This window comes from Neobacillus sp. YX16 (assembly GCF_030123505.1).
GTDB lineage: Bacteria > Bacillota > Bacilli > Bacillales > Cytobacillaceae > Neobacillus.
Genome location: NZ_CP126115.1, coordinates 4171331 through 4196486, shown reverse-complemented (window position 1 = coordinate 4196486; position 25156 = coordinate 4171331). Strand labels below are relative to the sequence as shown.

The 25156-nt window shown below is 38.3% G+C and carries 27 protein-coding genes and 2 other annotated features; of the genes, 22 read left to right on the top strand and 5 right to left on the bottom strand.

All coding sequences use genetic code 11. The features are described 5' to 3' along the window. Positions 1 to 12 precede the first annotated feature (12 nt). Both QNH48_RS20545 and dapF read left to right on the top strand, forming a co-directional pair. A complete protein-coding gene (locus QNH48_RS20545) occupies positions 13 to 798 on the top strand; it encodes a hypothetical protein (RefSeq protein ID WP_283951799.1) in 786 nt (261 codons plus the stop codon). A 62-nt stretch (positions 799 to 860) separates the two neighbouring features. Further along, positions 861 to 1841 carry a diaminopimelate epimerase gene (gene dapF / locus QNH48_RS20540; RefSeq protein WP_283951798.1) on the top strand — a complete coding sequence of 327 codons (981 nt, stop codon included), beginning with the start codon at positions 861 to 863 and terminating at the stop codon, positions 1839 to 1841. 452 nt (positions 1842 to 2293) lie between these two features. On the opposite strand, the gene QNH48_RS20535 is transcribed toward dapF, so the two are convergent. Continuing rightward, positions 2294 to 4126 (bottom strand): DNA ligase D, encoded by a 1833-nt coding sequence (locus QNH48_RS20535; RefSeq protein ID WP_283955835.1) that lies wholly within the window; start codon positions 4124 to 4126, stop codon positions 2294 to 2296. A 129-nt stretch (positions 4127 to 4255) separates the two neighbouring features. On the opposite strand from QNH48_RS20535, the gene ku reads away from it, so the two are divergent. From ku to QNH48_RS20515, 4 genes are all read left to right on the top strand, one after another. After that, positions 4256 to 5176, top strand: a complete 921-nt coding sequence (gene ku / locus QNH48_RS20530) for a non-homologous end joining protein Ku (protein ID WP_283951797.1) — start codon at positions 4256 to 4258, stop codon at positions 5174 to 5176. A gap of 133 nt (positions 5177 to 5309) precedes the next feature. Further along, a complete protein-coding gene (locus QNH48_RS20525; protein WP_283951796.1) occupies positions 5310 to 6272 on the top strand; it encodes a nucleoside hydrolase in 963 nt (320 codons plus the stop codon). Between the two features lie 242 nt (positions 6273 to 6514). Further along, complete coding sequence (locus QNH48_RS20520) at positions 6515 to 6715, top strand: cold-shock protein (RefSeq protein ID WP_251634958.1); 201 nt, start codon at positions 6515 to 6517, stop codon at positions 6713 to 6715. Positions 6716 to 6835: 120 nt separating this feature from the next. Next, positions 6836 to 7039 (top strand): cold-shock protein, encoded by a 204-nt coding sequence (locus QNH48_RS20515; RefSeq protein ID WP_179292646.1) that lies wholly within the window; start codon positions 6836 to 6838, stop codon positions 7037 to 7039. A gap of 41 nt (positions 7040 to 7080) precedes the next feature. Here QNH48_RS20515 and QNH48_RS20510 read toward each other — a convergent pair whose 3' ends face one another. Continuing rightward, entirely contained in the window at positions 7081 to 7374 is a 294-nt protein-coding gene (locus tag QNH48_RS20510) for a DUF6509 family protein (protein ID WP_283951795.1), read from the bottom strand. A gap of 258 nt (positions 7375 to 7632) precedes the next feature. On the opposite strand from QNH48_RS20510, the gene QNH48_RS20505 reads away from it, so the two are divergent. The 4 genes from QNH48_RS20505 to QNH48_RS20490 all read left to right on the top strand — a co-directional run bounded on the left by QNH48_RS20505 (position 7633) and on the right by QNH48_RS20490 (position 11752). After that, the gene (locus QNH48_RS20505; RefSeq protein WP_283951794.1) at positions 7633 to 10026 is read left to right on the top strand and encodes a DMSO/selenate family reductase complex A subunit; all 2394 of its coding nucleotides are present in this window, start codon (positions 7633 to 7635) and stop codon (positions 10024 to 10026) included. A gap of 12 nt (positions 10027 to 10038) precedes the next feature. Continuing rightward, positions 10039 to 10620 (top strand): DMSO/selenate family reductase complex B subunit, encoded by a 582-nt coding sequence (locus QNH48_RS20500; protein ID WP_283951793.1) that lies wholly within the window; start codon positions 10039 to 10041, stop codon positions 10618 to 10620. Between the two features lie 28 nt (positions 10621 to 10648). Next, positions 10649 to 11548, top strand: coding sequence for a 4Fe-4S binding protein (locus QNH48_RS20495; RefSeq protein WP_283951792.1), 900 nt, complete (start codon positions 10649 to 10651; stop codon positions 11546 to 11548). Positions 11549 to 11626: 78 nt separating this feature from the next. Beyond that, the gene (locus tag QNH48_RS20490; protein ID WP_257009329.1) at positions 11627 to 11752 is read left to right on the top strand and encodes a hypothetical protein; all 126 of its coding nucleotides are present in this window, start codon (positions 11627 to 11629) and stop codon (positions 11750 to 11752) included. Positions 11753 to 11796: 44 nt separating this feature from the next. Here the strand turns inward: QNH48_RS20490 and bcbE are convergent, their stop codons facing one another. Further along, on the bottom strand, positions 11797 to 13080 hold the full coding sequence (bcbE, locus tag QNH48_RS20485) for a bacillibactin exporter BcbE (RefSeq protein ID WP_283951791.1): 1284 nt from the start codon (positions 13078 to 13080) through the stop codon (positions 11797 to 11799). Positions 13081 to 13256: 176 nt separating this feature from the next. After that, positions 13257 to 13509 (top strand) — a binding site (T-box leader). Between the two features lie 33 nt (positions 13510 to 13542). Then, positions 13543 to 13792: a binding site (T-box leader), on the top strand. Between the two features lie 70 nt (positions 13793 to 13862). Here bcbE and trpE point away from each other — a divergent pair. The 10 genes from trpE to QNH48_RS20435 all read left to right on the top strand — a co-directional run bounded on the left by trpE (position 13863) and on the right by QNH48_RS20435 (position 22436). Next, positions 13863 to 15245: an anthranilate synthase component I gene (trpE, locus tag QNH48_RS20480; protein ID WP_283951790.1), complete on the top strand. Its 1383-nt coding sequence runs from the start codon at positions 13863 to 13865 to the stop codon at positions 15243 to 15245. Beyond that, positions 15242 to 15853 carry an anthranilate synthase component II gene (locus QNH48_RS20475; RefSeq protein ID WP_283951789.1) on the top strand — a complete coding sequence of 204 codons (612 nt, stop codon included), beginning with the start codon at positions 15242 to 15244 and terminating at the stop codon, positions 15851 to 15853. Before trpE ends, QNH48_RS20475 begins: the two co-directional genes overlap by 4 nt. Continuing rightward, complete coding sequence (trpD, locus tag QNH48_RS20470) at positions 15825 to 16850, top strand: anthranilate phosphoribosyltransferase (protein WP_283951788.1); 1026 nt, start codon at positions 15825 to 15827, stop codon at positions 16848 to 16850. The genes QNH48_RS20475 and trpD overlap by 29 nt, the downstream gene beginning before the upstream one ends. Position 16851: 1 nt before the next feature. Then, positions 16852 to 17640, top strand: a complete 789-nt coding sequence (gene trpC / locus QNH48_RS20465) for an indole-3-glycerol phosphate synthase TrpC (protein ID WP_283951787.1) — start codon at positions 16852 to 16854, stop codon at positions 17638 to 17640. Continuing rightward, positions 17637 to 18284, top strand: a complete 648-nt coding sequence (locus QNH48_RS20460) for a phosphoribosylanthranilate isomerase (protein ID WP_283951786.1) — start codon at positions 17637 to 17639, stop codon at positions 18282 to 18284. The genes trpC and QNH48_RS20460 overlap by 4 nt, the downstream gene beginning before the upstream one ends. After that, entirely contained in the window at positions 18259 to 19461 is a 1203-nt protein-coding gene (gene trpB, locus QNH48_RS20455) for a tryptophan synthase subunit beta (protein ID WP_095249626.1), read from the top strand. The genes QNH48_RS20460 and trpB overlap by 26 nt, the downstream gene beginning before the upstream one ends. Then, positions 19461 to 20246, top strand: a complete 786-nt coding sequence (gene trpA, locus QNH48_RS20450) for a tryptophan synthase subunit alpha (RefSeq protein WP_283951785.1) — start codon at positions 19461 to 19463, stop codon at positions 20244 to 20246. The genes trpB and trpA overlap by 1 nt, the downstream gene beginning before the upstream one ends. 126 nt (positions 20247 to 20372) lie before the next feature. Continuing rightward, positions 20373 to 20765, top strand: coding sequence for a hypothetical protein (locus tag QNH48_RS20445; RefSeq protein WP_283951784.1), 393 nt, complete (start codon positions 20373 to 20375; stop codon positions 20763 to 20765). 217 nt (positions 20766 to 20982) lie between these two features. Further along, complete coding sequence (gene mnmH / locus QNH48_RS20440) at positions 20983 to 22062, top strand: tRNA 2-selenouridine(34) synthase MnmH (protein WP_283951783.1); 1080 nt, start codon at positions 20983 to 20985, stop codon at positions 22060 to 22062. Positions 22063 to 22196: 134 nt separating this feature from the next. Further along, positions 22197 to 22436, top strand: coding sequence for a hypothetical protein (locus QNH48_RS20435; RefSeq protein ID WP_283951782.1), 240 nt, complete (start codon positions 22197 to 22199; stop codon positions 22434 to 22436). A 331-nt stretch (positions 22437 to 22767) separates the two neighbouring features. Here QNH48_RS20435 and sda read toward each other — a convergent pair whose 3' ends face one another. Next, on the bottom strand, positions 22768 to 22893 hold the full coding sequence (gene sda / locus QNH48_RS20430; protein WP_373558151.1) for a sporulation histidine kinase inhibitor Sda: 126 nt from the start codon (positions 22891 to 22893) through the stop codon (positions 22768 to 22770). Positions 22894 to 23110: 217 nt separating this feature from the next. Between sda and QNH48_RS20425 the strand changes: the two genes are divergently transcribed. Then, positions 23111 to 23317, top strand: coding sequence for a DUF6501 family protein (locus QNH48_RS20425; protein ID WP_283955834.1), 207 nt, complete (start codon positions 23111 to 23113; stop codon positions 23315 to 23317). Between the two features lie 429 nt (positions 23318 to 23746). Beyond that, a complete protein-coding gene (locus QNH48_RS20420; RefSeq protein WP_283951781.1) occupies positions 23747 to 24337 on the top strand; it encodes a GNAT family N-acetyltransferase in 591 nt (196 codons plus the stop codon). A 32-nt stretch (positions 24338 to 24369) separates the two neighbouring features. Here QNH48_RS20420 and yidC read toward each other — a convergent pair whose 3' ends face one another. Beyond that, positions 24370 to 25155, bottom strand: a complete 786-nt coding sequence (yidC, locus tag QNH48_RS20415) for a membrane protein insertase YidC (RefSeq protein WP_283951780.1) — start codon at positions 25153 to 25155, stop codon at positions 24370 to 24372. Position 25156 lies beyond the last annotated feature (1 nt).

Genomic DNA, 25156 nt, shown 5'->3' with positions numbered 1-25156 from the left:
GGAGTTTTCTAGATGAAAATACATGAATATTACCGTGGCAGTGCCAATATTACCTTAAATGGCAGCATAGCAGCGCTCGTTCCTGCAATCATCATTGGTGTCGGGAATCTATATTATCTTCAAAATAACCAGATTATGATATTAATGATACCTTTTATTGTTTACAGCCTTATTAGTTTTCAAATCTATCTTTTTAGGGTGAGACAATCTGTGTCAATCGAGCGTAATATGACGCAACTTCAAAGCAAATTTCAAAATATTTTTGAAGCAAGAGACCTTGTTGTTGTTTTCATGAACCACCAACAGCCCTGTTTACATCTCTTTTTTCCTGATGGACACCGGGCAGGAATGTTTAAAAAATATAAGCAAAAAGGGTTATTCTTGTTTAGAAAACCTAGGATTTATGCCCTTTATAATCATCTAGACCAGATTGTTGGATTTTATAAAATAAAGCAGTTAAAGAGAATAGTCATTGAGGTTTATGATCGAAATATGAACTTTGTAGGCTGCTATGAAAAGGAAAAACTATCTTTGTTGAAAAGTAAGATAGAAATGATGGATGAGAATGGTCTTTTTATTGGCGTAGTTGAAGGTTCTGCATATTATATGGATGAACGTGTTTACAGTCAATCAAGGCAGCAAGTCGGACGGCTGAGACGGGGGTGGATGCCTGTTGAATGGAGTAGTGTATTCCCGGAACCTAATACTCCCGTTCTTTCACTTTCAGAGAACTTAACAGAAAAGGACAAGCTTTTAAGGATGTCCTTTTTGATAAATGAATATTTTATTGAGAGGTAAGGCAGTGTTATTCTCGCCAATTATTTGATAGAATAAGTTAAAAAATGGCGGAGGTATTTGTGGTGCAGATTGATTTAATTAAAGGTCATGGTTCAGGAAATGATTTTCTCTTAATTGATGAAATAACGAATTCTTATTCCTTCTCAGAAGACGAAAGGGCAGAGCTTGCCACTTTGTTATGTGATCGGAATTCAGAGTTAGGTGCAGATGGTATTCTTTTTATTATGAAAAGCAATCGTGCTGATGGAAGAATGAGGGTATTTAACACTGATGGTTCAGAGGCATCGATGTGTGGAAACGGTCTACGGTTGGTTGCCAGATATATTTGTGAAATGCGGGGGCTAAGTGAAGCGGTTATTGAAACGATGAAGGCTGATTTAAAGGTGAGTAAGCAAGCAGATATCTATCCCAATGTGACCACCTACCAAGTAGAAATTTCACCCGTTTCGTTCCGTCTGGGTGATTTACCATTGAATCTAAATGAACCAAACTTAATAAATGAAAATATCCCAGAGCTGTCACAGGAGTTAACATTTTCTGCGCTTGCGGTGCCGAATCCACATTTAATCTCGATTGTGGAAACAGAGCAATTGACATCCGGAGTGCAAAAAGATATAAGTGAGAAGGTAAATAATCCAAATGAGTTATTCCCTGATGGCGTCAACGTCAGCTTTGTTAAATCTTTGGATGAGGGAAGTATTTATGTAAATACTTTTGAACGCGGGGTAGGCTTTACAAATGCTTGTGGTACAGCAATGTCAGCATCTTCTTTAGTCACTTGCCTACAAGGCCTAAATAATGTGGATGAAATCATAAATGTATATAATAATGGCGGTAAAGTACAATGTGTGGTTCATGAAAATGACGAGAATTATTATATTGATTTGATCGGAAATGCAACATACTTATACCAAGCAAAGGTAGAAGTGGAATGGGGTCTTAAAACTTTTGAAGTTAGTTCGAAGGAAAAGTTTGCTGAACAGCAAACCTACGAAAAACTTCAGGCAGAAGCTCAAGCCTATCTAAAGAGTACAGGATTGTAAAAGTAACTATTAGAATAGTATGGGGAAGGTCACATAGAGATTCTATCTATGTGACTTTTGCTTTTTTGATCAATGTAGATAGACTGGAGTGACCGAAGGGCTTGATGAAAATGAATTTGGGTTAATGATGGTAAATGGAGGGGTTTATAGTTACCGAAAAGATTAATAACAAGGAAACGGTCACTATAAGAGGTCTATAGTGACCGAAGGCAAATTTGAAACAAGAGAACGGTCGCTATAAGAGGTCTATAGTGACCGAAGGCAAATTTGAAACAAGAGAACGGTAACTATAAGTGGCTCATAGTGACCGAAGCTAGATTCGAAACAAGAGAACAGTAACTATAAGTTGTCTATAGTGACCGAAGCTAGATTCGAAACAAGAGAACGGTAACTATAAGAGATCTATAGTGACCGAAACCAGATTCGTAACAATGGAACGGTCACTATGATATTTATTTCTTAGCTTTTAATACTTCTAACACGGGCTCAAAGGCTTGAATAGATTTTGTTTGAAAGTAATTTTTAAATGGGTCGCCTTGTTTTCGAATCCGATTCAAAGCATTTTCCATCGTAAAGTGGACAGGATTCAGTTTATCACTCACTTCTTCCCAATAGAGCGGTGTGGCAACCCCGGCATGTTCATTTCCCCTCATGGAATATGGGGCCACAATCGTTTTCCCTTCACTATGCTGCACATAATCAACGTAAAGCCTGTTTCCACGATTTTTTTTCATACGTTCGATGGTAAACGAATCAGGATCCTTGGAAATTAAATAATCGGCAATAAAGCTCGTGAATAGACGTGTATCTTCAAAGGAATATACATTCTCAGGGAGCGGCAGATAGATTTGTAATCCTTTATTTCCTGATGTCTTTATATATCCAATGAGATTTAATTGATCAAGGACTTCTTTGATTAACAAAGCTGCTTTTACCGCCAAATGAAATTCGTCTTTTGAGGGAGGATCTAAGTCAAAGACAATTTCACTAGCTCCCTTACTGTGAATGGTCTGAAAAGGGATATGGAATTCAATCGCCAGCTGATTTCCCAGCCAAATGAATGTTTTTAAATTGTTACAAACGATATAGTCGATTCCTTCAGCCTGATGTGTCTGCACAAAATCCGGGGCATAATCCGGACAATTCTTTTGATAAAAAGGATCACCAAACATCCCATGAGGGTAACGAATAACCGTCAAAATCCTATTTTCTAAAAAAGGCAGCATATAAGGAGAAATTTCTCTTAAGTACAGAATAAAGTCAGCCTTTTGTATATCATGATTTTTCCATAGAGGCTTATCAGGATGCGTAATATCCAAATCCTCAGGTAAGTTTTTTTGTTTAAAAATAAATTGTTCATATGTACATTCTTTCGGCTTTAAATCAAAGCGGAAGGTATGAAAATGAGGCTCGCGCAGGTGGTTATCATAAAGCTCAAGATATTTAACCTCTAAACAAATAGCCGGGTCAACATAGATAAATTGACTGTCCTCACGAACCATATTTTGCTTGATGGTACTTTGAAGTGCTGATTTTTCATCCGGCTTAAGACCAAAAAGCACTTGACCAATTCCATGGATTTCCCCTTCTTTATAAACTCCTACATAAAAGTATCCATTTGTTTTTTCGAAGGAAGTAATAAAACAGGAGACGTATTTCCAGTTTTTGTATTTTAACCATTGTAAAGACCTTTTTCCTTCCTCCCAAAGACTATTTTTATGCTTAGCAATAATTCCTTCCCCATCCTGTAATACTACATTTTCCCATAACTTATTAAACTCTGTATGTGCCACTACAAACTGAATTAAATGATCACTATATGGATCTGCTTCTATTGGAAGACTAAGTTGTTTGAATAGGTTAAAAAGCTCATCCTTCCGTTTGTCAAACGGCTTCGAATGCATAGCTTTCCCAGCCAATACAAGGATATCGAAGACCATAAAGCGACAAGGAGATTTAACAGCTTGTTCAGCAATTTTTTTAGTTGCTTTCATTCTACCGCGAATCTGGATGGTAGAAAAGTTTGCCTTATAGGGACTTTCCAGAAATACAAGTTCACCATCAAGGCGAAGGGGAAGGTGTGATTGAAAAAACTCCTCGTGAGATTCTAGGTATTCCTTTATTTCCGAGAACTGTGCTAGTAATGGCTTATCATTCCTGCTAGTTAATGTAATCCCGCTTTTATCCCAATTCAATATAGCCCGAAACCCATCATATTTAACCTCGTACAGCCAATCAGGTTGAATTGTTAAATCAAAGGTTAGTGTTGGCAGCATCGGTTTCATTAGTGTATTTCCTTTCTTTTTCTTTATTTTGTTACAAACCATAACGATTCATCCTTTACCAATTGTTTTTAGGAATGGAGTGGATAAAGAAAAGCAAAAATAATAACAAAAAGATTGGAGAATGACGCTATGCATACGATGTGGAAAGGCAGCATTAGTTTTGGGCTGGTGAATATACCTATAAAGCTTCATACGGCGACTGAGGATAAAGACATTAAACTTCGGACCCTGCATAATAAATGCCATGCTCCGATTAAATATGAAAAGATATGCACGGTATGTGAAGAGGAAGTAAAGCCAGAGGACATCGTAAAGGCATATGAATATACAAAAGGTAAATTTGTTGTGCTTGACCATGAGGACCTCGAAAAGCTCCGCAAGGAAAATGAAGAGAAGGCTGTAGAAATCATTGATTTCGTCAAAATGGAGGAAATTGACCCTATTTATTTTGATCGGAGTTATTATATGTCACCAAATGAAGGTGGAAGTAAAGCCTATTCTTTGCTCCGAAAAGCACTTCAGGAATCACAAAAAGTGGGAATCGCAAAAATCATTATTCGATCAAAAGAGCAAATGGCAGTTATTCGTGTATATGATAATACATTGGTAATGGAAACGATCCATTTTCCAGATGAGGTTCGCCGTGCAGCTGATGTTCCCAATGTTCCAGCTGAAGATAAAGTAACAGAAAAAGAATTAGTTACAGCGATTATGCTAATTGACCAATTAACATCTGAATTTGAGCCTGAAAAATATACAGATGAATATCGAACGGCATTACTTGAATTAATCGAGGCAAAACGTACTGGACAAGAAACCGTGACTCCAACCGCAAAAGAGACACCTTCAAATGTTACCGATTTAATGGCTGCCCTGCAGGCGTCCATTGATAGGACAAAGCCAAGGAATGAAACTGCTGGAAGAAAAGAACCTGTATTAAAAAAGGAAACCGCAGTTAGGAAAGAAACAGCAGCGAAGAAGGAAACGATAGTGAAGAAGCCTGCAGCACCGAGGAAAAAGGCGGCACCAAAAGTAAAAAAAGAAGCATAAAAAGAAACCGATTCGACGAACTCGAGTCGGTTCTTTTTGAGTATTTTGCCTTACAGCTGATAGTACTTTCAATCCAATTTTCGGCATATTCTTATGGAAGAATTAAAATTTAAAGATACACGGGGGAGAGGGAATGGCTTATAATGTGCTTTTGTTTACAGACCCTGGAATTGATGATTCTTTTGCCATAATGTATGCATTATTAAATCCTGAAATAAATATTGTCGGTATCGTCAGTGGATATGGAAATACACCAAAAGAGCAATCTGTAAAAAATACTGCCTATTTAATTGATTTAGCTGGGCGAGAAGATATTCCTATCATTGCTGGAGCAGCAGGACCATTATCTGGTGAGCCTGTTCAGTTTTATCCTGAAATTCATGGACCGGAGGGACTTGGCCCAATCAAGCCGCCTGATTCCCTTCAAAAAGTAGAAATCCATGACTTTAATAAAATCCTCGAAATTATTAATGAATACAAAGGCAATCTTATTATCGTCAATGTTGGCAGATTGACAGAATTAGCTCTCATGTTCATCCTATATGGGAACAATGCTTTAAAGGATGTTACTGCTTTTTATATAATGGGAGGTGCCTTTTTAGTTCCAGGGAATATTTCAGCAGAAGCAGAAGCCAACTTCTTTTCCGATTCCATTGCGTCAAATATAGTGATGGAAAAAGCACATAATATATATTTATATCCATTAAATGTTACGAATAAAGCTATTATTACACCAGATGTTATCGATTTTCTTAGCGAAAACAGCCCAACACCTTTTAGACCATTACTAAAACCTGCCTTTGATTATTATTTCAAGGCCTATCAAAAAAACATACCAGGTATTAAAGGTGCTCCATTTCATGATGTTATGCCATTAATGGCAATTACCAATCCTGAAATTGTAAGGTATATTCCGAAAAGAGTAAGAGTAGAAGAATTTGGTAAAGGAAAAGGAAAAAGTATCGCTGATTTTCGTCCTAAACCAGACCCAGAACCCCCTGAAACCCTAGATTATATTGGTATGGAGGCTGATATTCAAAAGTTTGTCACAAACTTTATGGAAGTCTTTTTACAAGGAGATTTTGGGAAAAAATAAATTTTTAATATTTATTTATAGTAGCTTGCTAGTATGCTATACTATTAACTTTATTGACTTTTAGAAAGATATAAGGTATAATAAAGATACGCTTTTAAGTTCGTGTAAATATTTATTGGTTTAAGTAGTCGTAACTGCACGAAATGTGGGTGATGTCTATTACCCTGTTGTGCATTGCGGCTTTTATATTTTTTAAATGGTTATTAACTAAAAGTGAAAGCAAATCTTTGGGGGTACTTTTCATGAATAACGGTAAAGTAAAATGGTTTAATGCAGAAAAAGGTTTTGGATTTATCGAAGCTGATGGCGGTCAAGATGTATTCGTACACTTCTCTGCAATTCAATCAGAAGGTTTCAAAACATTAGAAGAAGGTCAATCAGTTTCTTTCGAAATCGTTGAAGGCGCTCGTGGACCACAAGCTGCTAACGTAAAAGCTGTTTAATTCATTTGAAAAATAAAAAGGTGGTGCAGTGATAAGGCATCACCTTTTTATCTTTATAAAGATGTAGTTTGCTAAAAAATTATAGAAACAGTTCTGCAAAAAGTACAAGGGGTGATCATTTTGGCGTTTGGTAGAAGAAATGATGAAGAAGTAAAGCTTGAAGAAACTAAAATTTGGGAATGTAATTCAGAAAAGTGTAAATGCTGGATTCGTGACAATTTTAAGAGCACTGAAGTGCCCCTCTGTCCAATATGCAAAAGTGAAATGAGTCAATCAACAAAAGAACTACAAGTCATTCATAATCATAGTAAAAACTTCATGTAACAGACATAAGAAAAAGCAGGGGAATATTCCTCTGCTTTTTCTTATGTATCAATATTTTCTTTACAATAATCAAACACTAATAATTCCTCATCCTCTTCAAGAGCAAAATCTAAGATCTTTTCGGTTCCTCTTTCATACAGATGATAATGAGAAATTCTTGACCCCTTCTCATCAACTACTAAAAGTACCTTCATTCCAATTCCTTTATCTGAAAAGAGTTCATCCTCTTCGTCAATTTCCAGTTCAAGAAAAAATTCATAGCGGTCGCCGCTTAATAAACCAAATGGATCTACAAGTTTCTCAACTGTATGACCAGTAATATTCAATGAAATCATCCTTTGCAAAATATTTTCCTTTTTATTATATACATATTTCGTGAGGAACTAGAAATAAATGACACCATTCGACGATAAATTGTTATCAAAATATGGATGGTTTTTATGAATTAAATGTGAACTATCTAAAATTTAATATTTATTTAATAACTATAAAGTAAAATTGAGCTATAAGGAGTCATAAGGAGAATCTTCGCGAAAACTGTGCTATATATTTGTGAATGATTTCACAATAAGAGAAAAAGGAGGCATATATTAATGTCTAAAGACAGTCCTGTTAAGAATTTATTGGCTAATAAAATGCAGCGTAGGACATTTTTGAAGTGGTCGGGCGCATTCGGTGTTCCTGTAATTGCCGGAGGCGTTGGAACAAAATTATTGATTGATCAGCAAACGGAAGAAAAAGTAGCAAGTGCAAGTGATTGGGATAAGGTGGTTTCCACTTGTAGTATCAATAACTGTGGAGGCCGCTGTGTCATAAAAGCATATGTAAAAGATGGAGTGGTAGTACGAGTAGCAACAGACACTCAGGAAAGCGGAGATCCTTCCATTCCGCCACTAAGAGCCTGTGTTCGTGGAAGAAACTATCGAAATTTATTGTATCATCCAGATCGTCTTAAGTACCCAATGAAACGTGTCGGCAAGCGTGGTGAAGGAAAGTTCGAACGAATTTCTTGGAAGGAAGCGATTGAAACGATTGCTTCTGAGATAAAACGAATTGGAGATACATATGGTCCGGAGTCAAGGTATGTTAACTACGCCTCTGGACAAAGCTGGGGGCTTCATAGCGGGAGAAACTCTGCTAGAAAAGTATTAGCACTAACAGGCGGTTACTTAAATTATCGGAATGATTATAGTTCAGGGGCAGGAAATGTGGCGACCCCATATACGTATGGTACGAACAATTCAGGCAGCAGCTTTGATTCCCTTTTACATTCAAAATACATTATCCTTTGGGGGCAAAATCCATCTGAAATGATTTTCTCGACTCCGTATAGGGAGTATCTAATGGGAGCAAAGAAAAATGGAGCAAAAATTATTCTGATAGACCCACGTTATACAGATACAGCTATTGCATTTGCAGATGAGTGGATACCAATTAAGCCAACAACAGATAATGCAATGATGGATGCTATGGGATATGTCATTGTAACGGAGAAATTACATGATCAAGCCTTTCTCGATAAGTACTGTGTTGGGTTTGATGGCGACCATATGCCAGAAGGTATAAGTAAAGAAGAGTCACTAAAAAGTTACCTTTTGGGTGAAAAGGATGGAGTACCGAAAACACCTGAATGGGCAGAAAAGATCTGTGGAGTGCCATCAGAAAAAATTCGTGAAGTTGCTAGAAATTATGCCACGATAAAACCTGCAGCTCTTATACAAGGCTGGGCAGCACAACGGCAGGCGTACGGTGAACAATTTATGCGGGGAGGAGCTCAATTAGCCTGTCTAACAGGAAATGTTGGGAAGCTGGGCGGATGGGCAGCAGGAACAGGTTACTGGAGCCGGGCGGATATTGCTTATCCTTTTAAAGTGGAAAATCCAGTAAAGGCTTCGATTCCTTGCTTTCTCTGGACAAAGGCAATCGAACAAGGTACCGAGATGACTGCAGCAGATGGTCTTCAAGGAACAGATAAATTAACAACGAATATTAAATTAATTTTTAATATGGCTGGGAATATGCTCGTTAATCAGCATGCTGATATCAATAAAACAACAAGTCTTTTAGAAGATGAAAGTAAAGTGGAATTCATCTGTGTCAGTGATCTATTTATGACTCCAAGTGCTCGATATGCAGATATTGTTTTGCCAGGAACAACCTTTTTTGAAAGATATGATATAGGAGTCCCGTGGTGCTTTGGAGATTACGTCGTTTTTGGTGATAAAACAATTGAACCTCTTTATGAATGTCGAAATGAATATGATGTGTTTACTGAGGTGGCAGATAAGTTAGGAGTAAAGGAACAATTTACTGAGGGCATGACGATTCTTGATTTAGTAAAAGAAAGTATTAAACGAACACGTGAAGAGCTCGATCCAAACTTTCCGACATTTGAAGAATTCCGCGAAAAAGGTGTCCATCATTTTAAATTTGATGAACCGCTCGTGGGCTTCAAAGCACAGATTGATGACATCGAGAATAACCCTTTTGAGACACCATCGGGAAAAATTGAACTATTCTCTAAAACTCTTTGGGATATGAAACAGCATGAAGAAATACCAGCTTTAGCTAAATATATTTCCTCATGGGAAGGTCCGGAAGATCCATTAATTGAAAAGTATCCCTTACAGCTTATCAGTTGGCATTATAAGCGTAGATGTCACTCCACCTATGATAATATGCCTTGGCTGGAGGAAGCGGCAAAGCAGGAAATGTGGTTGAATCCTAAAGATGCCGAGAAGCGTGGAATCAAAGATGGTGATAAAGTTCAAGTATTTAATGACCGTGGCATCTTGATGATTGATGTGAAGGTAACGACGCGTATTACTCCTGGTGTCGCTGGTATTCCTCAAGGTGCCTGGTATACACCTGACAAAGCTGGTACGGACCAAAGGGGTTCAGTTAATGTGTTGACCTCACAGCGGCCGACACCACTAGCAAAATCAAATCCTCAATTAACAAATCTTGTTGAAGTGAAAAAAGCGTAAGGAGTGACTTTTTTGGAACAAATAGGGTTTTATATCAATCAAAGTATCTGCCAAGGCTGTAAAGCTTGCAGTGTGGCTTGTAAAGATAAAAATAATACGAAAGTAGGGATAAACTTCCGCAGGGTTTACACAAAAGAAGAAGGCGCTTATATTCAGGAGCCTAATGGCGGAATTGTTCATAATGTGACGTCGTACTATTTCTCGATTGCTTGTAACCATTGTGAACAGCCAGCGTGCCTCAAAAACTGTCCTACTGGTGCGGTAGTAAAACGGGACGAGGATGGAGTTGTTACAATAGATCAGGAAATTTGTGCAGGAGCACAGTTATGTGTAAGTGCTTGTCCATATGGTGGACCACAGTATAACAAAGAGACGTTTAAATCAAACAAATGTAATTTTTGTATCGATCTCCAGGAAAAAGGGGAAGATCCAGTTTGTGTCGCGACATGTCCATTAGGAGCAATTGAATTTGGACCGATAGAAGAACTGAGAAAAAAATACGGTAAAATTAGACAAATTAAAGGGATGCCAAGTCCTTCCATTACGAAACCAAACATTGTCATTACGCCTCATCGTGACGCTAAGCTTGTATAAAGACTTTAATTAATGAGTTGGTGAAAAGATGTCAATCCTCGTAAATTGGATAGAGAGCCTGCATCACGAAATAATCGTAACCTCTAAATGTGTTAGAGAACGGAACCGGAAGTCAACTTGCGGTTTTTGCCTGGAAAAATGTGAGCATGAAGCAATTGTAGTAAAGCGAAATCAACTCTTCATCGATACAAATAAGTGTACAATGTGTGGTGAGTGTATAATCGCCTGCCCGTTATCTGCAATAGAGGGTATTGTGGATAATCGGGCATTCGACAAAGGGAGCCTCGTTTTTGATTCGAACTATGTGCCAGCAATTAAAGAAATGCTCATTTATAAAAAAAGAGGAATGACATCGATTCAAGCTCCTCTGCCAATAAGTAAAGACTGGGAAATAGTGTTATTCGAGTCAAATAGTCAATTACAGTTGCTTGATGAAAGTCCATTTATTATGGTCGAAAAGGTAACGGAAGAAGTGCTATCAAGAAGAGCCTTATTTGGATCACTTCAAAAAGAAGGAAAACAACTTGCAAAAAAAATGGCCCCCGCTTCATGGAAGATGGAGAAGGATGACTGGAAAATAACAAAATATTATCCTAATTATCAATTTTACAGTGTCATGTTAAACATAGAAAAATGCACACTCTGCCAGGCGTGCTTTACTCTTTGTCCTGAAAAACTATTTCATATTAAGGACAGTAAGCTCATGATTGAAAGTGAAAAATGTGTGAATTGTACGTCCTGTACCGATGTTTGCCCGGAAAATGCGCTTGAGATTGTACAAGAAATTAAGAGGAAAAGTGAAAAACAAAAAAATATCCATCAGAAGGCGTGTAAGGACTGTGGTCATACCTTTTTCACCTTTGATGTGGAAACTGAGAAATGTCATGTATGTATGAATAGAGACCCTGATTGGTTAAGTCCTTATTAGAACAAACCATATTCTCACCATCATAGATTTTACTCCATTTGGACAAATTAAAGCCATATTAACATGGGTGGTGAGAGTGTGACAAAACGGAATATCAAGACAAAATCTGGTCTTCAAACAGCAAAGAGTTTAACGAACTCAGAGTTTGCCAATGAAATGACTCCTCAAAACAAAAAGGCTAAGAAAGAGAAGCCTCAGACATAAAAAAATGAAATATGATAAGCGCTGGGGAAGCCCCAGCGCTATTTTTAGTTTTGACTTTTCGTTCCTGGCTTTATAGCGATTAATGCAACAATTGCCGCAATAATACTGAGTCCGCTTAGTGTAATGAATATCCAGTAAGTAGCACCTTTCATTAACACAGCAATAATCGGAGGGCCGGCTGCTACTCCGATAAATCTCATCGAGCTGTAAATGGAGGAGATCGTTCCTCGCTCTTCCTTCTCAATTCCTTCAGTAATTAAGGCATCCAAACACGGAAGTCCGATACCGATTCCGACACCTGCTATTAAAAACATGCTAATCATAAACCAGAGCTTAATCGAGAACCATAAGGCCAAAATGGATAAAGCTGCTGCAACAATCCCTCCGAAGGTGAGCCATTTCATGAGGACTTTATTTTTTTTGATTACCTTGCCTGCAATAAAGGAGGATAAACAAAGTGCCCCAAGTGGTAAAGCCAAAAATAATCCTTTCTTAATATCCTTAATACCATATTTCGTTTCAAAGATTTCAGATAGGTAAAATAATATACCAAAAAGCACTAACATAAGGATTCCACCAATAAAAAAGATAGCGTTTAACCATTTACCTTTCTCTGTAAAGGTTTTTCTTACATTGATAAAAAATTGTTTAAAGGGAATTGGTTTTGATGGCTCCGGGCACTTAACTAATAGCATTACCAATATAACCGATATGAAACAAAACACTGGAAATGAAAAGAAAGGTAAAAACCAGATAACTCCTGCTAATACAGCTCCCAATATAGGGCTAAGAACCTTTCCAAAAGTATTAGATGTTTCAATTAAACCTAAACAGCTGCTGACATCATCGTCATTTTTGAACATGTCGCCAACTAAAGGAAGTACAATCGGGGCAGCACCTGCCGCTCCCACCCCTTGAAGGGCCCGACCCACTAATATCAACCAATAGGCATTGTCCAGTTTCCATGCAGCCCATCCAGATAGTAAGCCTCCCAGTCCAGCTATGATGAGACTTGGAATGATTACCTTTTTTCTGCCAATATGATCAGAAAGGTAGCCTGCGACCGGTATCAAGAAAATGGCAACAATCGAATATACAGTAATAACCATACTCGTTTGGAACGAGGAAATCGATAATTTTTTTTCCATTGAGGGCAGCACAGGTATTAACATAGAATTCCCTAATGTCATTACTAGCGGAATGGATGAAAGTGAGAGTATTGCCCACTTTTGTTTGGATACTTCATCTGATTTTTTCTTTTTTCCAGCTGAGGAGGATTTATTTCTCACAGCCTCTGAACTTGGGCATAATTGTTCAATGTGATCCATTTTTCTTCTATCCCGCCTTCATCATGATGTGCTAATGTTAATATTGACATCTTCATTTCAAAATAACTACCAAATAGTAATCCTTTAAATGGAATAACATTATGTTTTTTAAAATTGAATTTTCTAAAAATTAATGTTGACATTAGGTTTGAAAATGGTTAATATAAAAATCAATACGAAGGGCATTGATGAAGAGTAGTAACTTTTACGGATTCTCTAGAGAGCTGATGGATGGTGCAAATCAGTGTAGACGTATGAGTGAATGGACTTCGGAGCCTCCAAACCGAACCTCCTATAGGGTCAGTAGGCTTTGGCGAAATCCTCATCGTTAAAAGAGGCAGATATTCAAGCATGTCGTTGCTTCGATATCGGTAAAGTGAGTCGATTTTTGGCTAATGAAGGTGGCACCACGGGTCTTCCGTCCTTTTTGGATGGAGGGCCCTGTTTGTTTTTAATTAAATAATTAAATCGTTGAACAAGAGTAGTACACTTATTTCATTCTTTTTCAGAGAGTCGGGGATGGTGAGAGCCCGATAAGAATGGGTTTGTAGAATGGACTTGTGAGAGGCTGCCTGAACTAAAGTAGGGCAGCACGGAGTTCCGCCGTTAAAAGGATAGGGTATCGGACTTAAGGGTTCTGTATCTGAAGGAGGAAGCTGTAAGTAACAGCTTCAAAATGAGGTGGCACCACGACTTAAGAATCGTCCTCTATATGCATAAGTTTTATTGATTATGCATATAGAGGACGATTTTTTTATTTTTTACGAAGGGATGAAAATCACATGAAAACGAAAAATGCTTTTTTCTTAAAGGAATTAAAAGGAGATACATTCACTCCTATCTCTATTTTGCAGAAAATTAGTGGAAACAAGAAATTCTTATTAGAAAGTTCACATAAATACCATGACTCAGGACGCTACTCTTTCATTGGGTCGGACCCGGCTTTTGAACTTATCTCCACTGGTGACAAAAATGAAATTCATTATCGAAATGGCGATAGGAAGGTTATACAAGGTAATCCACTTGAAATGATTAAGACATTGCTGCCGCAAATTGATGAAGCACCTTTTCCGTTTATTGGCGGGGCAATGGGGTATGTCGGCTATGATATCATCCGCCAATTCGAAGTTATTGGTGAAGAGTATCCAAATGGATTGCAAATGCCTGACGTCCATTTAATGTTTTATGAAGAAGTCATTGTTTTTGATCATCTTGAAGAAAAAATAACCATTTGCGGACTGTCGCTTACTGAAGATTGCGATAGAGATTTACTTGAAAAAAGGCTGGAACAAAGAATGGAAGAACTAAAGCAGCCTGCCCAATATCAGGATGACAAACCTTTTCAATTTAAAGGCTTTCAGTCGGAAACCTCAAAAGAAGAATTTATTGAAAATGTAGAAATAGCCAAAGAGCATATAAAAGCAGGTGATATTTTTCAGGTGGTACTCTCAAGACGAATGAAGTCATTGTTCCAAGGATCACCGTTATCACTTTATCGCAAACACCGTGCCCATAACCCGACACCTTATATGTTTTATATTGATTTCGAAGCTTATACCGTAATCGGTTCTTCCCCAGAAAGCCTTATAAAGACAAGAGGTTCACAGGTGTACGCTAATCCAATCGCTGGCACAAAAAGAAGAGGAAAAACAGCCGAGGAAGACCATCTGATTGAAAAAGAGTTAAAGAGCGATGAAAAGGAATTGGCAGAGCATAAGATGCTTGTTGACCTTGGGCGGAATGACTTAGGCAGGGTTTGTGAATTTGGGTCAGTAACGGTGGATAAGTATATGCAGGTTGAAAGGTTCCGCCATGTCATTCATCTTGTTTCAGAAGTTAGCGGAACGTTAACAAAAGAGCATAGCAATCTTAACGCACTTGCTGCATGTCTTCCAGCAGGCACCGTCTCAGGGGCACCGAAAATAAGAGCGATGGAGATTATAAATAAATTAGAGAAATCAAAACGCGGGCTTTATTCCGGTGCTATAGGTTATTTATCCGCCAATGGAAATATAGATTTTGCATTAGCCATTCGTACGATGATTTTGAAAGAAGGGACCGCTTATATACAGGCAGGTGCAGGGATTGTCCATGACTCCAATCCGGAGTCAGAATATGAAGAAACCATCAATAAACTAAAAGCCTTTTTGGAGGGAGAACAATGATTTTACTAATTGATAATTTTGATTCCTTTACGTTCAACCTTTATCAGTATTTAGGTGAATTAGGAGAAACCGTTTCGGTTATCAGAAATAATCAACTTACCATTGAGCAAATAAGGGAAATGAATCCGAAGGCAATCATCCTCTCCCCAGGACCTGGGAAACCAGAAGATGCAGGGATTTGCATTGAGGCCATTCAAAAATTATATCAAGAATTTCCTATCCTAGGGATTTGTTTAGGACATCAGGCAATCGGTGCTGCTTTTGGCAGTGAAATTAGAAGAGCAAACTTTATTAAACACGGAAAAACATCACAAATCACGCATAATGGCTTCGGAATTTTTTCCTATTTACCTTCGCCATTAGAGGTAATGCGCTATCATTCCCTGGTTATCGATAAGGATACTCTTTCTTCCGATTTGGAATGTGTCGCTCAATCTATGGATGACCAAGAAGTAATGGCTATAAAACATCGGTATTATCCAGTATTTGGTTTACAGTTTCATCCGGAATCGATTGGCACACCAACAGGAAAGCAATTGCTCAAAAACTTTTTAACTCAGATAGAAGGGAAGATGAAAAATGAAGAACTTTCTACTCCAATTAGCTGACGGTGGATCCTTTACAGAGCCTCAAATGAAGGAAGCGATGGACCTATTATTAGGTGAAGAAGTTTCTGAAAGTGAAATTGCAGCCTTTTTAATGGGTTTAAAGTCAAAAGGTGAAACAGTTGAAGAAATTACTGGCATTGTCAAAGGTCTAAAGGAGAATACTCTTCCGTTCCGCAAGAAATTTCCAAATGTTCTCGATAATTGTGGCACTGGCGGAGATGGTTCTTCAAGTTTTAATATAAGTACCACTTCGGCATTTGTTATTGCAGGTGCAGGAATCCCTGTTGCCAAACACGGAAACCGGAGTATATCGAGCAAAACAGGAAGTGCCGATGTGCTTGAGTATTTAGGAATTAATTTAAATTTATCAGTAGAACGAACAGAAGAGATTCTCGATGAACTTGGTATTGCCTTCTTATTCGCACCACATGTTCATCCAAAACTTAAGAAGGTAATGACCGTTAGAAGACAATTGAAAATCCCAACTATTTTCAATTTTATCGGACCACTTACAAATCCTATTGATTTGGACTATCAATTACTCGGAGTCTATCGAAGGGACTTACTCCCTGTATTTGCGGAAGTACTGCAAAATCTGGGGCGTAAGCGGGCAGTCGTTATCAATGGGGCAGGCTTTATGGATGAGGCTTCACTTCAGGGGGAGAACCATCTGACACTTTTAGAAGATGGAGTGATTTCCAAGCAAAGCTTTGTACCAGGTGAAGTGGGGCTTCCACAGTATGATAACAGTGCCATTAAGGGCGGAGATTCTAAAGAAAATGCGTTCATTCTTAAGAATGTTCTTTCTGGCGAAAAGGGTGCCTGCCGAGATACCGTGCTATTAAATGCAGGAATAGGAATTTATGCAAGCGGAAGGGCAGAAAACATTGCTGATGGAATTAGCATCGCAAGGGATGTCATTGACTCAGGGGCTGCCTATGAAAAATTACAAGGTTTAATCGAAATGACGAGAAAAGGTCAAAGAGAGGCGATATAGAGTGGAAACGATACTAGATCGAATTATTGAAGAAAAACGAAAAGAGGTTCAAAAACTTCGCGAAGGAAATTGCATAAAAGTGGATGCGAAGCCTAGAAGATCCCTTATCCATAAATTAACGGCAGCAGATGAAATTGCTATTATTTCAGAATTTAAACGAGCGTCTCCATCGAAAGGAATCATTAACAGTGGAGCTGATCCGGCTGAGCAGGCAGCAAGATATGAGCAGGCAGGAGCATCAGCTATTTCTGTTCTAACCGATTCAACTTTTTTTAAAGGCTCCTTTTCAGATTTAAGAGCTGTAAGAGAGGCAGTGGAGTTGCCTATCCTTTGCAAGGATTTTATTATTGATTCCAGTCAAATTGACATGGCCGCTGAAAATGGTGCAGACATAATCCTTCTGATTGTGGCCGCATTGGATCAAGAGTCCCTCATTAAGTTGTATCAATATGCACAAGGTTTGAATTTAGAGGTGTTAGTGGAGGTTCATGATCAAGTTGAGTTAGAGAATGCCCTTCAAATAGGAGCCCAATTAATCGGTGTGAACAATCGGGATTTAAAGACTTTTACTGTCTCACTTGAGACAACGGAATCCTTGGCGAAATCCATTAAGGATGCAGGTGCCTTTCTTATTAGTGAAAGTGGGATACATCAAAAGGAAGATGTGGAGCGTGTACGTAACGCAGGGGCAAATGGAATTTTAGTTGGAGAAGCATTCATGAAGAGCCCTGACCTATTACAATCCTTCAAGGACTTTAGGCTGCCACTTGCAGGGGGATTACAACAATGAAGGTGAAAATTTGTGGTATTACGGACCTTACGACTGCAATTGCAGCTGTTGACTATGGTGCTGATGCCCTCGGATTTGTTTTTGCAGAAAGCAAACGTAAGATTACAGAAGTAAAGGCAAAGGAGATTATTGCCCACTTACCAAAAGAGGTAATAAGGGTTGGGGTGTTTGTCAATGAGTCGAAAGAGAAGATAGAAGAAATTGCTTCAAGTGTGGGTCTCACTCACGTTCAGTTACACGGTGATGAAACTACAGTGTTTAGTGAATCCCTTTCGTACCCGGTTATAAAAGCAATAAGTATTCATGACGAACAGAGCTTAAAGACAATAGAAAATTATAAATGTGAATACGTTTTGATTGACGGACCAAAAGGGAATTACAGAGGAGGAAACGGCTTATCCTTTGACTGGAACAGCATTTCTGCAGAGGATCTTAAGGATAAAAAAGTGATTCTTGCTGGTGGATTGCATGATGGAAATGTGGAAGAGGCAATTAATCTGATTAAACCGTACATGGTCGATGTAAGCAGCGGTGTTGAGACTGAAGGAAAAAAGGATCTAAACAAAATCCAATCATTCATAATTAAGGCTAAAGGGAGCCAAACGGGAGGAACGCGGAATGAATTCATATACACTGCCGAATGAAAAAGGGCAATTTGGTATTTATGGCGGAAGGTTTGTACCAGAAACACTTATGAAAGCTGTCCTTGAGCTGGATGAAGCTTATAAAATCGCAAAAGAGGACCCAAGTTTCCAAGCAGAAATTGATGGATATTTATCGGAATATGTTGGGAGAGAGACACCGCTTTATTTTGCAAAGAATCTTACAAAATACGCTGGCGGAGCTCAAATTTATCTTAAAAGGGAAGACCTGAACCATACAGGTGCCCACAAAATCAATAATGCTATCGGTCAGGCTCTGTTAGCGGTTAGGATGGGAAAAAGAAAAATCGTTGCCGAAACCGGTGCAGGACAGCATGGAGTTGCAACCGCAACAGTGTGCGCTTTATTAAATCTTGATTGCATTATTTTTATGGGAGAAGAAGACATCAAACGACAGGCATTAAATGTATTTCGAATGGAGCTGCTTGGAGCAAAAGTTGTTAGCGTTACTTCTGGCAGTTCAACCTTAAAGGATGCCGTAAATGAAGCTTTACGCTACTGGGTTGAACATGTGGAGGATACACACTATCTATTAGGTTCTGTTATGGGACCACATCCCTTTCCGGTAATGGTAAGAGATTTTCAAAGTGTGATTGGCAAAGAGACGAAAATACAGTTTTTTGAACAGGAAGGAAAGCTTCCTGAAGCCGTTGTCGCCTGTATCGGCGGCGGCAGCAATGCCGCTGGAATGTTCCATCCCTTCATCGAAGATAAAGAAGTAAGTCTTTATGGTGTAGAAGCAGCCGGACAGGGAACTGACACCGATTTTCATGCAGCTTCACTCACAAAAGGAAAACCAGGTGTTCTCCATGGTGCACTCATGTACTTATTGCAGGATGAAGATGGTCAGATAATCGAAGCACATTCGATCTCAGCTGGACTTGATTATCCTGGTGTAGGACCAGAACATAGTTACTTAAAAGACAGTGGAAGAGCGAATTATCGGTCGATAACGGATAAAGAAGCATTGGATGCTTTTCAGCTTTTATCGAAACTAGAAGGTATTATTCCGGCTCTTGAAAGTGCTCATGCCGTAAGTTTTGCTGTTAAACTTGCTGCTCAAATGAAGGAAACAGAGCATATAGTTGTTTGTTTGTCAGGACGTGGAGATAAAGACGTAATGGCTGTAAAAGAAAGGTTAGAAAGGGAGAGAGCATAATGAATAGAATTGAACAATCATTTAAGGCTTTATATGAACAAAATCGAAAAGCTTTTATTCCCTATATTATGGCTGGAGATGGCGGACTAAATATTCTAGCTGAACGTCTCAGTACTTTGGAGAGACTTGGCGCAACACTCATTGAAGTGGGAGTTCCTTTTTCCGATCCTGTAGCAGATGGTCCGACCATACAACAAGCAGGTATTAGGGCACTTCAAAATGGAACAACATTAAGGGGGATTATTGCTGAACTTACAAAAGCCAGGGAAGTAGTTTCTATCCCTATCGTGCTTATGACTTATCTAAATCCTATCTATTCATATGGGATTTCTACATTCGCACAAGATATTGCGAATGCCGGAGTAGATGGATGTATTATTCCTGATCTTCCGATTGAAGAAGAAGAGTTGCTTACTGAGGAGCTCGAAAATGTCGGGATTGAACTAATCCGGCTTGTTACGCTGACCTCGCCAAGTGAGCGAATTAAGGAAATATCGAGTCGAGGTAATGGATTTTTATACACAGTAACGGTAAAAGGTATAACCGGTACGAGAAATGAATTCAATCAAGAAGTGGTGGAATTTTTAAAGAGAGTGAAGGAGATAAGTCCGATTCCAGTTGTGGCTGGGTTTGGAATATCAACCGAAGATCAAATTAAGGAGTTAACCCCTCATTGTGACGGAGTGATTGTCGGCAGTAAGATTGTCGACTTACTCAATAAAAACGACATCAATGGGTTGGAAAGCTTTATGTCTGTTCTTAAACCAGAAAAAAACATTAGGTAGGAAGAAAAAATCTACTCATTATGAGTGGATTTTTTTGTGCTAGTGTCATTTGTTACAGCAACACTATAGAATATTTACTATAATTTTGTTAGAAGATTAAGTTTGGTTAAGTTAGGATGAGGTTGTATGATGAAGGTGAAGGAAACAATCAACTCATTAATTGCAGGTGTTGATGGTTTTTCAGGCAGATCCTACAAAGTTCATGTTGATTTTTTTCGGAATTCATTTACTGTCTTTGAATGGAGAAACAAAGACAATATCCTCCCATTTACCAATCTTGAGAATAAATCAATTGGAAACATAATGGATTTTAAAAGTGAAATTTATTCAATGAAAATATGGGAATGGGAACCATCATATCGAAACGAAGAAGGAATCATTCTTGATGGGAAATATTGGTCGATTAGGGTAAATACAAAACACAAAGTTTATGAGAGTGAAGGAATTGAATGTTTCCCACCAGACTGGAAACGCTTTTGTCATGCAGTTGAAAAATTAACAGGAATACCCTTCAGGTAAAACCTCTACCTATCAAATTGGCAGGAATGTCTTCTTGATACCTCCGTATATCTCTTATATAATTAGTCTATACTTTTACTGAACTTCTTTGTAATTTAACCATTTATTAGGGATTTCCCTTTAATTTGTTGATTTGAAACTTCCAGTCTTGGAAGTTTTGTTTGTTTTGGCCAGTTATTATTAAAATTAGATAGTAAAAAAGAGGAGTTAATATAAAATGAAGGAAATTACTGTTGAGGAATTACAAACGTTAAAGAATCCCATCATCATTGATATTCGTTCACCAATTGAGTTTAAGGATGGTTCAATTCCGGAAGCAATAAACATTCCTTTATTTACGGACAAAGAGCGTGAGGAAATTGGAACTATTTATAAACATGAAGGACAAGCTGCAGCTAAATGGAAAGCGATGGAATTTGTTTCACCTAAAATCCCTGCACTTCTAAAGCAAATTCAAGAAGCTATGCAAAATGGGGACGAATTAGTCATTCATTGCTGGCGCGGGGGAATGAGAAGCAAGGCGGTCGTAACCTTTTTAGAATTTGCAGGGATATATGCAATGCGTTTAACAGGCGGCTATAAAGCGTACAGACAATACATTCTTAAGCAAATTCCGGAGATGTTTCCAGACAAGGCAGTTGTATTACATGGACTAACTGGAGTTGGTAAGACAGAAGTTCTGAAGAAATTGAAGTCTCTTGGGTACCCAATTCTTGATCTTGAAGAAATGGCTGCCCATCGAGGGTCTATCTTTGGCACAATTGGGCTAGGAGAAGGGCATAATCAAAAGATATTCGATTCCCTTTTATACAAAGGACTAAAAGAAATACAAGGTTCTGCTTATTTTGTGATGGAAGCTGAAAGCAAACGGATTGGGAAAGCTGTTCAGCCTGGAGAGCTTATGGATAAGAAAATGAAGGGGATTAATATTTATATCCACACCTCTTTAGAGCAAAGGGTTATTCAGCTTGTTAATGAATATGTTTTGCCTTATCAAAATGAACCATGGTATCAAGACCAAATTTCAATTGGGATTGAAAAAATCTTGAGAAGAATTAAAGACCATGATATGAAAAAGGCACTGCTTCAAACCTTAGAAAATAAGGATTATCAAACGATGATTGGTATTTTACTAGAACATTATTATGATCCCCGCTATGATCATGCCACCCTTGAATATGATGGAAAGTTTATTAACGTCAATGCGGACGATGCTAACCATGCGAGTATGAAGGTAATGGAAGAAATTGATAAACTTTTTGTGAAAAAGAACGAGGTCTTTGAAGGTCAAGTTTAAACTGATTGGGAAAATGATTGATACAGTCACGGAATTGTAACGAATGAACGAAAATTCTAAATTATTCCACAACTATTTCCTGCTATTTCAGATTATAATAAAAGTATAATCAATAATAGAAAGGAAGCTTAACGATGAGGGAATCAAAAATTTACCACCACCGCTTAGTTGATTGTCAGGAACATGTCGCTTTTACAATAGAAGATGGAATTAATGTGTTCAGTGGAAGTGCTGCAATTAAAACCTGCATAAATTGTGGACATAATGAATTACCTAGCGAGGTAAAAGAAATAGTCGACTCGTCCATAAGCGAAAAAAGAAAAAACCCTCTATTCCCAACAAAACTGATTGACCTAACAAAGGGTTTCTTATAGCTTCAAAAGCTTTTAGGCCGGACACTCCGGCCTTTTATTTTTTACAGTAAGGCTGTTTTATAGGTAAATGTTGATTTTAGAACTCTGTTGATTTGTGCGGAAGGCGCGAGACTCCTCGAAAATGCTATCGCATTTTCTTCGTGCGTGGGCAGATTCGAGGAAGTAAATCAATGTCCTGCAGGAGGACGGGACAGGGGAGACCCCGCTTATCTCTTAGCGCCGAGGAGGCTTCCCGAACCGCCTGGAGCACAAATCAACAGCCCGATTAAACACAGCCTACAGTAAAAAACCGCCGAACATTAGCGGCGGTTCTTAATACAGATGGCAAAAGTTATCGATTTTTAAATGGCCTTAATCCACGACGTTTTATTTCATCCTTTAAAATCTTTATCCATTCCTTTTCTTTCCCAGACTTAACTGCATCCCGATACGAAACAACCAATAGTTCGTTACTCATAATTTTCAACTTAGAATGCCTCCTTTGGAAAATGGATTGAATATTCAGTTTTTAATATTGTAATCGTTTTATTCCCATTTGAGAACCCAATTCACAAATTTGTCATATTAAAAATATATTAAATATTTCATAAGGCACCAATGAAATTTAGTTGCACTACCGTCGCCCATTTGATTATACTAAGGAATAGTTATTAATGGAAAGGGACGGTGCGAGGATGATTCATTTAACATGGAGCGATCGTGAAACAGTAAAAAAAGTAAAATGTGTACATACGGATGCCAAAAAATATATAGTAAATAACGCATTAACTGCGGGAAAGATTTATGATGTTAAAAATGAAACGGAAGAGTTTTATTATATTATTGACAATACCGGCAAAGTCGGCGGATTTTATAAAGAATATTTCCAAAATGTAGACTGATAGGCCTCGCCTTCAGTCTATTTTTTTAAAGGCTGTTAAAGTTAAATGTTGATTTTAGAACTCTGTTGATTTGTGCGGAAGGCGCGAGACTCCTCGAAAATGCTATCGCATTTTCTTCGTGCGTGGGCAGATTCGAGGATGTAAATCAATGTACTGCAGGAGGACGGGACAGGGGAGACCCCGCTCATCTCTTAGCGCCGAGGAGTAGGAAAAGCGGAAGCGCCTTGTACAGCCCCGACAAGCGCTGGAGGGCCTGACGATGAAGTCGTTCTTTGACTTCAACGTTGGGACCGAAGCGACTCGAGGGGCTAGGCGCTGCAGCTAGACAGGCTTCCCGAACCGCCTGCGGAAAGCGAAGCGCCTGGAGCACAAATCAACAGCCCAATTTAACACAGCCTTATTTTATAAAAGGATAGGAGAAGTTAGTAAATGAAGATGTGGAATGAACATTTTGAGTTAAAAGGAGAAACAGTTACATTACTTCCCATCAGCTTCGAACATATCGACGGATTATGGGAAGCAGCTAAACCAGATGAGATTTGGACCTATATGGCTACTACGGTAAGAAGTAAAGCAGAAATGGAGCAGATGATAGCTTCTGCTATCCAGAAGAGAGAAAAGGGTACCGAATACACATTTACTATTATTAATCAGGAAGACAAAATTATTGGAAGTACACGGTATCTTGATATTTCACCTGAAAATAATAGTCTGGAAATTGGATCCACTTGGTATCATCCTGATTCCTGGAGAACCAGAGTAAACACTGAATGTAAATATCTGCTTCTTCAACACGCATTTGAAAGCTGGAAGGTAAGGCGTGTCCAACTTAAAACAGATTCTCGAAACCTTCGTTCTCAAAAAGCAATCGAAAGAATAGGTGCTCTAAAAGAAGGTACGTTACGGAAGGATAGAAAAATATCGGGTGGCTACATACGAGACACGGTCTTCTATAGCATCCTTGATAATGAGTGGGAGACGGTAAAGTTGAACGTAGGAAGGAAACTTGGCATAAAATAAGAAGCATTGGAATCCAATGCTTCTTTTGATTACTAATTCATTGTACTTGCTTTCATTTCTGTTTCTTTTCCTTTTTGATATATCTTTTTGCTTAACCATGTTTGCAGAATTAAAAACGTACCACCAACTGCCCAATAAAGCGGAAGTGCCGCAGGCGAACTGAAAGAGAATATGACAATCATAAGTGGAGACAATAGCCCCATGAATTTCATTTGCTGCGCCTGAGCAGATGGCATGTTAGACTGTGAAACTTTAAATTGGAAATAATAAATGACACCTGCAATAAGGGTAATGATGATATCAGGGTCTCCAAGACTAAACCATAGAAAACGGTGGCTTGCAATTTCTTCAGAACCACGAATCGCATAATAAAAACCCGTTAGAATCGGCATTTGAATCAGGAGAGGTAAACATCCCATATTTAATGGATTGACACCATGTTTCTGATAAAGACCCATTAATTCCTGCTGCATTTCTTGTTTCTTTTTTGGATCCTTTTCATCTTTCATTTTCTTTTGGATAGCTTCCATTTCAGGTTTCATGACATCCATTTTCTCTTTCATGTTCATCTGATTTCTATATTGCTTTAGCATAAACGGCATTAATACCAGTCGAATGATGAGGGTAACAAGAATAATTGATAAACCATAGCTTCCATTGAAAAATTCAGCTAGAAAATGAATAGAAACAGTAAATGGTTCGACAAAATACGTATTAAAAAATCCATCACCTTTTCCGTCTGCTGCAGAACAGGCAGAAAGGAGCAGTGTAGTAAATGTTAATAGTAGTAAAGTTGGTAAAGAATTTTTGATTTTCATA

Excerpts from the sequence above, each read along its gene's own strand:
- QNH48_RS20545 (WP_283951799.1), top strand. The coding sequence starts at position 13 with ATGAAAATACATGAATATTACCGTGGCAGTGCCAATATTACCTTAAAT.
- QNH48_RS20535 (WP_283955835.1), bottom strand. The coding sequence starts at position 4,126 with ATGAAACCGATGCTGCCAACACTAACCTTTGATTTAACAATTCAACCT.
- ku (WP_283951797.1), top strand. The coding sequence starts at position 4,256 with ATGCATACGATGTGGAAAGGCAGCATTAGTTTTGGGCTGGTGAATATA.
- QNH48_RS20525 (WP_283951796.1), top strand. The coding sequence starts at position 5,310 with ATGGCTTATAATGTGCTTTTGTTTACAGACCCTGGAATTGATGATTCT.
- QNH48_RS20520 (WP_251634958.1), top strand. The coding sequence starts at position 6,515 with ATGAATAACGGTAAAGTAAAATGGTTTAATGCAGAAAAAGGTTTTGGA.
- QNH48_RS20510 (WP_283951795.1), bottom strand. The coding sequence starts at position 7,374 with ATGATTTCATTGAATATTACTGGTCATACAGTTGAGAAACTTGTAGAT.
- QNH48_RS20505 (WP_283951794.1), top strand. The coding sequence starts at position 7,633 with ATGTCTAAAGACAGTCCTGTTAAGAATTTATTGGCTAATAAAATGCAG.
- QNH48_RS20495 (WP_283951792.1), top strand. The coding sequence starts at position 10,649 with ATGTCAATCCTCGTAAATTGGATAGAGAGCCTGCATCACGAAATAATC.
- bcbE (WP_283951791.1), bottom strand. The coding sequence starts at position 13,080 with ATGGATCACATTGAACAATTATGCCCAAGTTCAGAGGCTGTGAGAAAT.
- trpE (WP_283951790.1), top strand. The coding sequence starts at position 13,863 with ATGAAAACGAAAAATGCTTTTTTCTTAAAGGAATTAAAAGGAGATACA.
- QNH48_RS20475 (WP_283951789.1), top strand. The coding sequence starts at position 15,242 with ATGATTTTACTAATTGATAATTTTGATTCCTTTACGTTCAACCTTTAT.
- trpD (WP_283951788.1), top strand. The coding sequence starts at position 15,825 with ATGAAGAACTTTCTACTCCAATTAGCTGACGGTGGATCCTTTACAGAG.
- QNH48_RS20460 (WP_283951786.1), top strand. The coding sequence starts at position 17,637 with ATGAAGGTGAAAATTTGTGGTATTACGGACCTTACGACTGCAATTGCA.
- trpB (WP_095249626.1), top strand. The coding sequence starts at position 18,259 with ATGAATTCATATACACTGCCGAATGAAAAAGGGCAATTTGGTATTTAT.
- trpA (WP_283951785.1), top strand. The coding sequence starts at position 19,461 with ATGAATAGAATTGAACAATCATTTAAGGCTTTATATGAACAAAATCGA.
- QNH48_RS20445 (WP_283951784.1), top strand. The coding sequence starts at position 20,373 with ATGATGAAGGTGAAGGAAACAATCAACTCATTAATTGCAGGTGTTGAT.
- mnmH (WP_283951783.1), top strand. The coding sequence starts at position 20,983 with ATGAAGGAAATTACTGTTGAGGAATTACAAACGTTAAAGAATCCCATC.
- QNH48_RS20435 (WP_283951782.1), top strand. The coding sequence starts at position 22,197 with ATGAGGGAATCAAAAATTTACCACCACCGCTTAGTTGATTGTCAGGAA.
- sda (WP_373558151.1), bottom strand. The coding sequence starts at position 22,893 with ATGAGTAACGAACTATTGGTTGTTTCGTATCGGGATGCAGTTAAGTCT.
- QNH48_RS20425 (WP_283955834.1), top strand. The coding sequence starts at position 23,111 with ATGATTCATTTAACATGGAGCGATCGTGAAACAGTAAAAAAAGTAAAA.
- QNH48_RS20420 (WP_283951781.1), top strand. The coding sequence starts at position 23,747 with ATGAAGATGTGGAATGAACATTTTGAGTTAAAAGGAGAAACAGTTACA.
- yidC (WP_283951780.1), bottom strand. The coding sequence starts at position 25,155 with ATGAAAATCAAAAATTCTTTACCAACTTTACTACTATTAACATTTACT.